The sequence below is a fragment of the Streptococcus sp. HMSC070B10 genome, from assembly GCF_001808665.1.
In the GTDB taxonomy this organism is placed as follows: domain Bacteria; phylum Bacillota; class Bacilli; order Lactobacillales; family Streptococcaceae; genus Streptococcus.
This window is the reverse complement of the sequence record NZ_KV794214.1, coordinates 7,379-20,696: the sequence shown is the minus strand read 5'-3', so window position 1 is coordinate 20,696 and position 13,318 is coordinate 7,379. Positions and strand designations below refer to the sequence as shown.

Genomic DNA, 13,318 nt, shown 5'->3' with positions numbered 1-13,318 from the left:
GATGTTTATCAGCATCGTTGTTCCGGTTTATAATGTTGCAGACTATCTGCATTATGCGATAGAAAGCTTAATTAAACAGACCTATCAAAACTTTGAGATAATCCTTGTAAATGATGGTTCTACAGATGGTTCTCCTCTATTATGCGAAGATTATGCAAAGCAATATGAAAATATCCATGTTTTCCACAAAGAAAATGGTGGGTTATCTGATGCGCGTAACTTTGGAGTATCTAAAGCGAGCTCAGACTGGATTTTCTTTTTAGATCCAGATGATTATCTTGAAGAATATACTCTAGAGTTAATCGTGAAAATTCAGGAAACACATCAAGCAGACTTGATTTCAACAAAGGTTAAAGCTACTTCAAAATATAATGATTATAGTTCCCATCATCTTAAGAAGTCAGATTATGAAAGCTTGAGTGTGATTACAAAAGAAAAGGCTCTACAACTAATGTTGGATGACAAAGTTGCAACGGTTTCTGCCTGTGCAAAACTTTATCGGAAATGCATCTTGGAGCGCGTTCCATTTCCAGTCGGGAAAATCTATGAGGATTTTTATGTTGTAGCAGAACATCTTGCCTTAGCTGAAAGAATCGTGATCAGTCCACTTGAAACCTACAATTACTATCGTAGGGAAGGGAGTATAGTTCGTTCAACATTTACTGAAAAAAGATATGATTTCTTTAAAGCTGTTGCAAAAAATGAGGAAGTTATTAAAAGAGAGTACATTCAGAGCCCAGAATTAAAGCAAGCTTTGCAAGCTAAAAAATTATTAGGTGGCTTTGTAGTAATTGGTGCAAAAGCTGACTCAGGCTTAAAAGATTTTTCAAAAGATAAAGTGTTGTTGAGAGTCGAAATGAGTGACTTATTAAAGAATAGTAAGTTATCATTGAAACTAAAACTAAAATACCTTATTTTTATGCTTAGCCCTGAATTGTATTTGTTGCTACGATAGTATGATACATAGATCCAATTTAATTTGCAACAAGTGTCAAAAAATTGTAGGAAAGAGGAAATATGAAAGAAGCGTTTAGAAGAATTGCCCATTATAAGTATGTTCGTTCACGATTTTCAATGTCACTGATTGATTATAATAGGGCAGGTTGAGATGAAAGTACTAAAAAACTACGCCTACAATCTATCTTACCAACTGTTGGTGATTTTACTCCCGATTATTACGACTCCCTATGTAACACGGGTCTTTTCTTCGGATGATTTAGGGACGTACGGATACTTTAATTCCATTGTCACCTACTTCATCCTCTTAGCGACGCTAGGAGTTGCTAACTATGGGACCAAGGTCATTTCAGGACATCGCAAGGAAATTGAAAAAAACTTTTGGGGGATCTACTCTCTGCAATTAGGTGCAACAGTTATTTCTATGTCCATGTATGCTCTTCTTTGTCTGACTCTTCCTGTTATGAAAAATCCAGTAGCCTACATTCTAGGCTTGAGTTTAGTTTCAAAAGGTTTAGACATTTCCTGGCTCTTTCAAGGGTTGGAAGATTTTCGAAAGATTACTGTTCGAAATATCACGGTCAAGATCGTTGGAGTCATTTCAATCTTCCTCTTTGTTAAATCTGCAAATGACCTATATCTCTATGTTTTTTTGCTAACCATATTTGAACTTTTGGGGCAACTAAGTATGTGGTTACCTGCTCAGGAGCTTATCGGTAAACTGCATTTTGACATAGAATATGCTAGGCATCATGTGAAGCCTGTCATATTATTGTTCCTTCCGCAAGTAGCAATTTCCTTGTATGTTACGCTTGATCGTACCATGCTCGGAGCATTAGCTTCTACAAAAGATGTAGGGATTTATGATCAGGCTCTAAAGTTGGTAAATATACTTCTGACCTTGGTAACTTCCTTGGGAAGCGTTATGTTACCACGCGTCGCTCATTTGTTAGTGACAGGTGATTATAAGGCAGTCAATAAGATGCATGAAATGTCCTTCCTCGTTTATAATTTAGTGATTTTCCCAATGATGGCAGGAATCTTGATTGTCAATGACGATTTTGTTCAGTTTTTCCTTGGTCAAGATTTTCAGGATGCACGTTATGCAATCGCCATTATGATCTTCCGTATGTTCTTTATCGGTTGGACCAATATCATGGGAATTCAGATGCTGATACCTCACAATCAAAATAAAGAATTCATGATTTCAACAACAGCTCCTGCCATTATCAGTGTAGGTTTGAATTTACTATTCCTTCCAAAACTTGGATATATCGGAGCAGCCATTGTTTCTGTATTGACAGAGGCGTTAGTATGGGCGATACAATTATACTTTACTAGCAGATACCTAAAAGAAGTTCCTATTATCGGATCTATGACAAAAATTGTTCTAGCATCAGCTATCATGTACGGTATACTGCTAGGTTCAAAAACAGTTATACATTTTTCACCAACTCTGAATGTTCTAGTCTTTGCAGTGCTTGGTGGAATCATTTATCTTTTTACAATTCTATCTTTGAAAGTGGTAGATGTAAAAGAACTAAAACAAATTATTAAGAAATAATGGAGTTAACTATGTACGATTATCTAATCGTTGGTGCTGGTTTGTCTGGAGCAATTTTTGCTTACGAAGCAACCAAGCGTGGAAAAAAAGTAAAAGTTATTGATAAACGTGACCACATTGGTGGGAATATCTACTGTGAGAATGTAGAAGGTGTTAATGTTCATAAGTATGGTGCACATATCTTTCATACTTCTAACAAGAAAGTCTGGGATTATGTTAATCAATTTGCTGAATTTAACAACTATATCAATTCGCCTGTAGCTAATTACAAGGGTAGCCTTTATAACCTACCTTTCAATATGAATACTTTCTATGCTATGTGGGGGACAAAAACTCCTCAAGAAGTTAAAGATAAGATTGCTGAGCAAACGGCTCATATGAAGGACGTTGAACCTAAAAACTTGGAAGAACAGGCTATCAAGTTGATTGGTCCAGATATTTATGAAAAGTTGATTAAAGGATATACTGAAAAGCAATGGGGACGTTCTACGACTGACCTTCCACCGTTTATCATTAAACGTCTACCAGTTCGTCTAACATTTGATAATAACTACTTCAATGACCGTTACCAAGGTATTCCAATCGGTGGCTATAACGTCATCATTGAAAACATGTTGGGCGATGTAGAAGTAGAGCTTGGGGTTGATTTCTTTGCAAATCGTGAAGAGCTGGAAAAATCAGCTAATAAAGTTGTCTTTACTGGAATGATTGATCAATACTTTGACTACAAACACGGGGAGTTAGAATACCGTAGTCTTCGTTTTGAGCATGAAGTTCTTGATGAGGAGAACTATCAAGGAAATGCAGTTGTTAACTACACAGAGCGAGAAATTCCTTATACTCGTATTATTGAGCATAAACATTTTGAGTACGGAACACAAGATAAAACGGTTATTACTCGTGAATACCCAGCTGATTGGAAACGTGGAGATGAGCCTTATTATCCGATCAATGATGAGAGAAACAATGCCATGTTTGCTAAATATCAAGAAGAAGCAGCACAAAATGATAAAGTAATTTTCTGCGGACGTTTGGCCGATTATAAATACTACGACATGCATGTAGTCATTGAACGTGCTCTTGAGGTTGTGGAGAAAGAGTTTAAATAAGATAATGAAGAATAAAATTGATCGATGAAATTGATCGATGAAATATTATTTAAAAGAAGAATTTTTGAAGGATTCTGGTGCACGAAATGCGGGAAATAAGGCTCGAAACGATGTTGAAGAAATAGTAGTTCGTGAGGGCTATAGTCCTTTATTATTGATGGTAGATGATTGGTATCAAATGGGGACTATTAAGGCTCAACGACACAAGGCTAAAGCCCTATCCAAGGCTATATCTAAGTTGAAGGAAGTGGATCAGCTACTGATTCAATTTCCTATGCTTCATCATAGTTTCTTTACGACTCATTTAGTCAAAAGAATCCAACGTAAAGGAGTGAAGGTTCACTTTATTATCCATGATTTAGAAGTTTTGCGCTATGCTAATTTGGATACAGTACCCTTGAAGCATAAGATTCGTGTTCATCTTCAAGAGTCTAGTCTTTTGAAACAAGCTGATGGTCTTATTGCTCATAATCCAGTTATGAAATCAGTGCTTGTTGATAAGGGGATTTCTGAGAAAAAAATAGTTAGTTTAGGCATTTTTGACTATCTGATCCCGAATTATCAGGATAAAGAAGATTTATCTAAGGAAGGGGCTATTATTGTAGCTGGAAATTTAGCCCAAGAAAAAGCAGGTTACTTATATGAGTTGCCTGCAAGACCGGCATATAACCTTTATGGTGTTGGTTTTGATGAGGCTAGAAAGCTATCCAATGAAACCTATTTTGGTTCCTTTCTTCCAGATGAACTACCATCAGCATTAGAAGGAAGCTTTGTTTTGGTTTGGGACGGTGATAGTTCTAAAACTTGTAGCGGAGTGTTTGGTGAGTATTTGAGATACAATAATTCCCACAAGGCTTCCCTTTATTTGGCTTCTGGTTTCCCTATTATTGTCTGGGGGCAATCTGCTTTGGCTAATTTCGTCTTAGAAAAAGAGTGTGGAATTAGTATTGAGAGTTTACTTGACTTGGAAGAAGTATTGGAACATTTGTCTCAAGAAGAGTATCAGGGTTTGGTCAAAAATGCTAAGGCCGTAGGTCAAAAAATTCGTGAGGGTTCTTATCTTCTTTCCGCATTGCAAGCTTTCAATTAATGAATCTAAAAATGATTTAAATAGATGGATGAGGGAGTTACTGGATTCCCTCTTTTCTTATAGTTAAAAAGAGATTAAAAAATGAAATAAGATTCGATAGTTGTCAGAAAATAACAACTAAAAATGAAAATTCAGAAAAATATATTGACAATAGATTGCAAAGGGTCTATAATGGATAGAAAAACAAAGGAGAATACTATGAAAACAAGGAAAGTATTGGCTCTTGCGGGAGTCACTTTATTAGCAGCTGGTGTCTTAGCGGCTTGTTCTGGTGGTTCTGCTACTAAAGGTGAGCAGACCTTCGCCTTTACCTACGAGACAGACCCAGATAATCTCAACTATTTGACAACCAGCAAGGCAGCTACTTCAAACATTACTAGTAACGTCATTGATGGATTGCTTGAAAATGACCGTTATGGGAATCTTGTTCCCTCTATGGCAGAGGACTGGTCAGTTTCTAAAGATGGTTTGACCTACACTTATAAGATTCGTCAGGATGCCAAGTGGTACACATCTGAAGGTGAAGAATATGCTCCTGTCAAGGCTCAAGACTTTGTAACAGGTCTTAAATATGCAACAGATAAGAAATCACAAGCTCTTTACTTGGTACAAGATTCAATCAAGGGTCTGGATGCTTATGCTAAAGGGGAAAATAAAGATTTTTCTCAAGTTGGAATTAAAGCCCTTGACGATCAAACAGTCCAATACACTTTGAACAAACCTGAAAGTTTTTGGAATTCTAAAACAACAATGGGTGTCTTGGCACCAGTTAATGAAGAGTTTTTGAACTCAAAAGGGGATGATTTTGCTAAAGCGACAGATCCAAGCAGTATCTTGTATAATGGTCCTTATTTGTTAAAATCTCTTGTGGCTAAATCTTCCGTTGAATTTGCAAAAAACCCTAACTACTGGGATAAGGATAATGTTCATGTTGATAAGATAAAATTGTCATTCTGGGATGGTCAAGATACCAGCAAACCTGCAGAAAACTTTAAAGATGGTAGCCTTACAGCAGCCCGCCTCTATCCAACAAGTGCAAGTTTCGCAGAACTTGAAAAAACGATGAAGGACAATATTGTCTATACCCAACAAGACTCTACGACTTATCTAGTTGGTACAAATATTGACCGCCAGTCCTATAAATATACTTCTAAGACTAGTGACGAACAAAAGACCTCTACTAAAAAGGCTCTCTTAAACAAGGATTTCCGCCAAGCTATTGCTTTTGGTTTTGATCGTACGGCCTATGCTTCACAAGTGAACGGTGCCAGTGGTGCAAGCAAAATTTTGCGTAATCTTTTTGTACCATCAACATTTGTCCAAGCAGATGGGAAAAACTTTGGCGATATGGTCAAAGAAAAATTGGTGACTTATGGGGATGAATGGAAGGATGTGAACCTTGCTGATGCCCAAGATGGACTATATAATCCTGAAAAAGCCAAGGCAGAATTTGCTAAAGCTAAGTCAGCTCTACAAGCTGAGGGAGTACAATTCCCAATTCACCTAGATATGCCAGTTGACCAGACAGCAACTACAAAAGTTCAACGTGTACAGTCTTTCAAACAATCGGTTGAAGAAACCTTGGGTGCAGATAATGTCGTAATTGATATTCAACAACTACAAAAAGATGAAGTCTTGAATATTACCTACTTTGCTGAAACAGCAGCTGGGGAAGATTGGGATATTTCAGATAATGTTGGTTGGACTCCAGACTTTGCGGATCCATCTACTTACCTCGATATTATCAAACCATCAGTTGGTGAAAACACTAAAACCTACCTTGGATTTGATTCTGGTACAGATAATGCTGCAGCTAAGAAGGTTGGTCTAAACGACTATGAGAAATTGGTAATTGAAGCTGGAAACGAGACAATAGATGTAGCAAAACGTTATGATAAGTATGCTGTAGCCCAAGCTTGGTTGACAGATAGTGCCTTGATTATTCCAACAACATCACTCACTGGTCGCCCAATCTTGTCTAAGATGGTACCATTTACGATGCCGTTTGCCTTCTCTGGTAACAAGGGGACAAGCGATCCGCTCCTCTACAAATACTTGGAACTTCAAGACAAGGCAGTTACTGCTGATGAATACCAAAAAGCTCAAGATAAATGGATGAAAGAAAAAGAAGAATCCAATAAAAAAGCGCAAGAAGAACTCGCAAAACATGTGAAATAGATTTTAATCATCTATAGAAACTGATTGATAAAGGGTTTGGCATTCGATAGGAATGCTAAATCCTTTTTATTATGTTACAATTTTCCCCTTAATTTCAGAGTATGGTTTTGTCAGAATTAAGAAAAAAATTAGCAATTTTCCTAGCTTTTCTATTGCTTTATCTATTAAAAATTGTTATATTAAAAGTGTAATTATTTTTATAAACGTTAAGCATTGCACTTTTCAGATAGAAAGGAGTATTTTTCGAATAAGAAATGTAAACGCTTACGAAGATTGGTGAAAGGAATCAGGAGTTAATGGATAAACGATTTTTTGAAAAACGATGTACATACAGCATTCGTAAATTTGCACTAGGTGCTGCTTCAGTTATGATTGGGGCTAGTTTTTTTGCTACTGCTCCAGTATTGGCTAACACACCAACAGTTGGCTCAACAGATAATTTGCCAAGTGAGCTGGCTGATTTGGATAAAAAAGCGAGCGATAATGGACGGGAGTTCGATAAAGAAGCTGCAGCAGCAAATCCAGGTTCTGCTGAAACAACGGATGGACCAAAAACTGAAGAAGAGTTACTAGCTCTTGAAAAGGAAAACAAAGAAACTACTGACAAGTTGCCGAAAGAATTAGAAGGTAAAGTTGAAAAAGCTACTGATAATGGTAAAGAGGTAAATAAAGATCAATTAGCACAAGATACTGGTAGTCTAGTTCCTGAAGATGTTGCCAAAACAAAAAATGGAGAATTGAACTATGGAGCTACTGTTAAGATTAAGACTCCATCAGGAGAAGGTAGTGGTATTGTCATTGGTAAGGATCTTGTTTTGACTGTTTCTCACAACTTTATCAAGGATCAACAAGATGGAAATATCCGTAAAGTTGTGGATAATGATAAAGGGGATGGCGATATTTTTAGTATATCCTACCCTGGTTTAGATGATGTAAAATTTAGTAAAAAAGATGTGATTCACTGGGATAGAGATGGTTATCTAAAGGGCTATAAGAACGATTTGGCTCTTGTGAGATTGCGTACAGTTCTTGAAAATGCTCCTGTTGAAGTTACTGAAAAGCCAGTTGTTAAGAAAGTTGGGGATAAAGTCAATATGTTTGGCTATCCTGCTGGTAAGTTGGCGCCAGTTATTAACACTGCTGTGGATTTTGCTGAATCTTATGGTGAAGGTGTTCAAGGAGTTGGTTATCAAGGTGGACAACCAGGTGCTAGCGGTGGCGGTATCTTTGACACGGATGGTAAATTGATTGGCGTTCATCAAAATGGTGTGGTCGGTGTCCGTAGTGGAGGGATCCTTTTCTCTCCAGCTCAATTAAAATGGATTCAAGATCATATTAAGGGGATTTCTAGTTCAAAACCAGCGAATTTAGAGGAAACTGAAAAACCAGTTGAAGAAAAGCCAAAAGAAGATAAGCCGAAAGAAGAAAAACCAGCGACAGCTAAGCCAGAGACACCAAAGGAAGTCACTCCTGAATGGCAAACTGTAGCAAGAAAAGAACAGCAAGGGACTGTTGCTATTCGTGAAGAAAATGGTGTTCGTTACAATAAGTTATCTTCAACAGATCAAAATGACAATGCCAGCAAACCAGCCTTGTTTGAAAAACAAGGATTGACTGTGGATGCAAATGGTAATGCGAATGTAGATCTCACTTTCAAAGAAGAATCTGAAACAGGCAAATCACGTTTTGGTGTTTTCTTGAAATTTAAAGATACAAATAATAATGTCTTTGTTGGATATGACAAAGAAGGTTGGTTCTGGGAATATAAGACACCAGGTAATAGCACATGGTATCAGGGTGGTCGTGTTGCAGCTCCAGTAAATGGCTCAGTGAATCATCTGACTATTAGCTTAAAATCAGATGGTCAGCTGAATGCAACAAATAATGATGTAAAACTTTTTGATACGGTTACTTTGCCAGCTGCTGTTAATGAAAATCTTAAAAATGAAAAGAAAATCCTACTTAAAGCTGGTACATATGGTACAGAAAAGACAGTTGTAAATATTAAGACTGACAATCAGGATGGAGTTCAAAATACTGAAGCTACTGCTGAAAAAGAAACTGGTGCGGTGGTAGATGATAGTAAAGTGACTTATGATACTATCCAGTCTAAAGTCCTAAAAGCAGTGATTGACCAAGCCTTTCCACGTGTCAAGGAATATACGCTAAATGGCCATACTTTACCAGGACAGGTTCAACAGTTCAACCAAGTATTTATCAATAACCACAGAATCACCCCTGAGGTTACTTATAAGAAAATTAATGAAACAACTGCAGAATATGAAATGAAACTCCGTGATGAGGCTAATCTTATCAATGCGGATATGACAGTTCGTCTGCAAGTTGTGGACAATCAATTGCATTTTGATGTAACTAAGATTGTCAACCACAATCAAGTCACTCCAGGTCAAAAGATTGACGATGAAAGAAAATTACTCTCTACTATTAGTTTCCTCGGGAATGCTTTAGTATCTGTTTCTAGTGAGCAAGCTGGTGCTAAGTTTGATGGGGCAACTATGTCAAACAATACGCATGTCAGCGGGGATGATCATATTGAAGTAACCAATCCAATGAAGGATTTGGCTAAGGGTTACATGTATGGATTTGTTTCTACAGATAAGCTTGCTGCAGGTGTTTGGAGTAATTCTCAAAACAGTTACGGTGGTGGCTCTAATGACTGGACCCGTTTGACGGCTTATAAAGAAACCGTTGGAAATGCCAACTATGTCGGAATTCATAGTTCTGAGTGGCAATGGGAAAAAGCTTATAAGGGCATTGTCTTCCCAGAATATACCAAAGAACTTCCAAGTGCAAAGGTTGTAATCACTGAAGATGCTAATGCGGATAAAAAAGTGGACTGGCAAGATGGTGCCATTGCTTATCGTAGTATCATGAACAACCCTCAAGGCTGGGAAAAAGTCAAGGATATCACAGCTTACCGTATCGCGATGAACTTTGGTTCTCAAGCACAAAATCCATTCCTTATGACCTTGGATGGTATCAAGAAGATTAATCTCCATACAGATGGTCTTGGACAAGGTGTTCTCCTCAAAGGTTATGGTAGTGAAGGTCATGACTCAGGCCATTTGAACTATGCTGATATTGGTAAACGTATTGGTGGTGTCGAAGACTTCAAGGCTTTGATTGAGAAAGCGAAGAAATATGGAGCTCATCTAGGTATCCACGTCAACGCTTCTGAAACTTATCCTGAGTCTAAATACTTTAACGAAAATATTCTTCGTAAGAATCCAGATGGAAGCTATAGTTATGGTTGGAACTGGCTAGACCAAGGTATTAACATTGATGCTGCCTATGATTTGGCGCATGGTCGCTTAGCTCGTTGGGAAGAATTGAAGAAAAAACTTGGTGAAGGTCTCGACTTTATCTATGTGGACGTTTGGGGCAATGGCCAATCAGGTGATAATGGTGCATGGGCTACCCACGTTCTTGCTAAAGAAATTAACAAACAAGGCTGGCGCTTTGCGATTGAGTGGGGTCATGGTGGTGAATACGACTCTACCTTCCAACACTGGGCAGCTGACTTGACCTATGGTGGCTATACTAATAAAGGTATCAACAGTGCCATCACGCGCTTTATCCGCAACCACCAAAAAGATTCTTGGGTTGGGGATTACAGAAGTTACGGTGGTGCAGCCAACTATCCACTTCTAGGTGGTTACAGCATGAAAGACTTTGAAGGCTGGCAAGGACGAAGTGACTACAATGGCTATGTAACTAACTTGTTTGCTCATGATGTCATGACCAAGTACTTCCAACACTTCACTGTAAGCAAGTGGGAAAATGGTACACCTGTTACCATGTCTGATAACGGTAGCACCTATAAATGGACTCCAGAAATGCGAGTGGAATTGGTAGATGCTGACAACAATAAAGTAGTTGTGACTCGTAAGTCAAACGATGTCAATAGCCCGCAATACCGTGAACGTACAGTAACTCTCAACGGACGTGTCATCCAAGATGGTTCAGCTTACTTGACTCCTTGGAACTGGGATGCGAATGGTAAGAAACTTCCTACTGATAAGGAAAAAATGTACTACTTCAATACGCAAGCTGGTGCAACAACTTGGACGCTTCCTAGCGACTGGGCGAATAGTAAGGTTTACCTTTATAAACTAACTGACCAAGGTAAGACTGAAGAACAGGAAGTAGCTGTGAAAGATGGTAAGATTACCCTTGATCTTACTGCAAATCAACCATACGTTCTCTACCGTTCAAAACAAACCAATCCTGAAATGTCATGGAGCGAAGGCATGCACATCTATGACCAAGGATTTAACAGTGGAACTTTGAAACACTGGACCATTTCTGGTGATGCTTCTAAGGCAGAAATTGTCAAATCTCAAGGCGCAAATGAAATGCTTCGTATCCAAGGCAATAAGAGCACAGTCAGCCTTACTCAGAAACTGACTGGCTTGAAACCAAATACTAAGTATGCCGTTTATGTCGGTGTTGATAATCGTAGTAATGCTAAGGCGAGTATCACAGTAAATACTGGTGAAAAAGAAGTGACTAGCTATACCAATAAGTCACTAGCTCTTAACTATGTCAAGGCCTATGCCCATAATACTCGTCGTGACAATGCTACAGTTGACGATACAAGTTACTTCCAAAACATGTATGCCTTCTTTACAACGGGTTCAGATGTATCAAATGTCACTCTTACTTTGAGTCGTGAAGCTGGTGATGAAGCAACTTACTTTGATGAAATTCGTACCTTTGAAAACAATTCAAGTATGTACGGAGATAATCATGATACAGCTAAAGGAACATTTAAACAAGACTTTGAAAATGTCGCTCAAGGTATTTTCCCATTTGTAATTGGTGGTATCGAAGGAGTTGAGGATAATCGTACTCACTTATCTGAAAAACATGATCCATATACACAACGTGATTGGAATGGTAAGAAAGTCGATGATGTCATCGAAGGAAATTGGTCATTGAAGACAAATGGACTAGTGAGTCGTCGTAACTTGGTTTACCAAACAATCCCTCAAAACTTCCGTTTTGAAGCTGGTAAGACTTATCGTGTAACCTTTGAATACGAAGCAGGCTCTGACAATACCTACGCCTTTGTAGTCGGTAAGGGAGAATTCCAATCAGGACGTCGAGGTAATCAAGCAAGCAATTTGGAAATGCATGAATTGCCAAATACTTGGACAGATTCTAAGAAAGCTAAGAAGGTAACCTTCCTCGTAACAGGTGCAGAAACAGGCGATACTTGGGTTGGTATCTACTCAACTGGTAACGCAAGCAATACTCGTGGAGATTCTGGTGGAAATGCTAACTTCCGTGGTTACAATGACTTTATCATGGATAAACTTCAAATTGAGGAAGTCACTCTAACTGGTAAGATGTTGACAGAAAATGCTCTGAAGAACTATTTGCCAACGGTTGCCATGACCAACTATACCAAGGAATCTATGGATGCCTTGAAGGAGGCTGTCTTTAACCTCAGCCAAGCAGATGATGACATTAGTGTAGAAGAAGCGCGTGCCGAAATTGCTAAGATTGACGCTCTGAAGAATGCCTTGGTACAAAAGAAAACAGCCTTGGTAGCAGAAGACTTTGAAAGTCTAAATGCTCCAGCGCAAGCGGGAGAAGATTTAGCAAATGCCTTTGATGGTAACTTATCAAGTCTATGGCATACGTCTTGGAATGGTGGAGATGTTGGTAAACCTGCAACTATGGTCTTGAAAGAAGCGACAGAAATCACAGGCTTCCGTTATGTGCCACGCGGATCAGGATCAAATGGTAACTTGCGAGATGTGAAACTGGTTGTGACAGATGAGTCTGGTAAAGAACATACTTTCACTGCAACTGATTGGCCAGATAACAATAAACCAAAAGACATTGACTTTGGTAAGACAATCAAGGCTAAGAAAATCGTTTTGACAGGTACTAAGACTTATGGAGACGGTGGTGATAGATATCAAGCCGCTGCTGAGTTGATATTTAGTCGTCCACAGGTTGCAGAAACAACTCTTGATTTGTCAGGTTATGAAACAGCTTTATCAAAAGCTCAAAAATTAACCAGCAAAGAGAATCAAGAGGAAGTAGCAAGTGTAGTAGCTAGCATGAAATATGCTATGGATAACCATCTCTTGACTGAAAGAATGGTTGCCTACTTTGCAGAATATCTCAACCAACTACAAGATCAGACTGTGAAACCAGATGCTCCTACAAGTAGTAAAGGTAAAGAGGCAGCACCAATTCTTGAAGTGCCTGAGTATAAAGGTCCGCTTGGAACAGCAGGTGAAGAAGCAGCACCAATTCTTGATGTACCTGAGTATAAAGGACCACTTGGAACAGCAGGTGAAGAAGCAGTTGTTAATGAAGTTCCAGAATACAAAGGTGGAGCCAATGCGGTAGAAGCAGCTGTCAATGAAGTTCCAGAATACA

6 protein-coding genes are annotated in these 13,318 nt (G+C 38.5%); all 6 read left to right on the top strand.

What is annotated here, in order from left to right; translation table 11 throughout:
* The first annotated feature begins 1 nt into the window (after position 1).
* A complete protein-coding gene (locus tag HMPREF2613_RS07575; RefSeq protein WP_064276691.1) occupies positions 2-955 on the top strand; it encodes a glycosyltransferase family 2 protein in 954 nt (317 codons plus the stop codon).
* 153 nt (positions 956-1,108) lie between these two features.
* A complete protein-coding gene (locus HMPREF2613_RS07570; RefSeq protein ID WP_064276689.1) occupies positions 1,109-2,521 on the top strand; it encodes a flippase in 1,413 nt (470 codons plus the stop codon).
* A gap of 11 nt (positions 2,522-2,532) precedes the next feature.
* The gene (gene glf, locus HMPREF2613_RS07565) at positions 2,533-3,630 is read left to right on the top strand and encodes a UDP-galactopyranose mutase (protein ID WP_064276687.1); all 1,098 of its coding nucleotides are present in this window, start codon (positions 2,533-2,535) and stop codon (positions 3,628-3,630) included.
* Between the two features lie 37 nt (positions 3,631-3,667).
* A complete protein-coding gene (locus HMPREF2613_RS07560) occupies positions 3,668-4,720 on the top strand; it encodes a glycosyltransferase (protein ID WP_070479908.1) in 1,053 nt (350 codons plus the stop codon).
* A 198-nt stretch (positions 4,721-4,918) separates the two neighbouring features.
* Positions 4,919-6,898 (top strand): peptide ABC transporter substrate-binding protein, encoded by a 1,980-nt coding sequence (locus HMPREF2613_RS07555; RefSeq protein ID WP_070479906.1) that lies wholly within the window; start codon positions 4,919-4,921, stop codon positions 6,896-6,898.
* A gap of 296 nt (positions 6,899-7,194) precedes the next feature.
* A partial coding sequence (locus HMPREF2613_RS07550; RefSeq protein WP_083279250.1) for a SpGH101 family endo-alpha-N-acetylgalactosaminidase occupies positions 7,195-13,318 on the top strand: 6,124 nt, incomplete at its 3' end.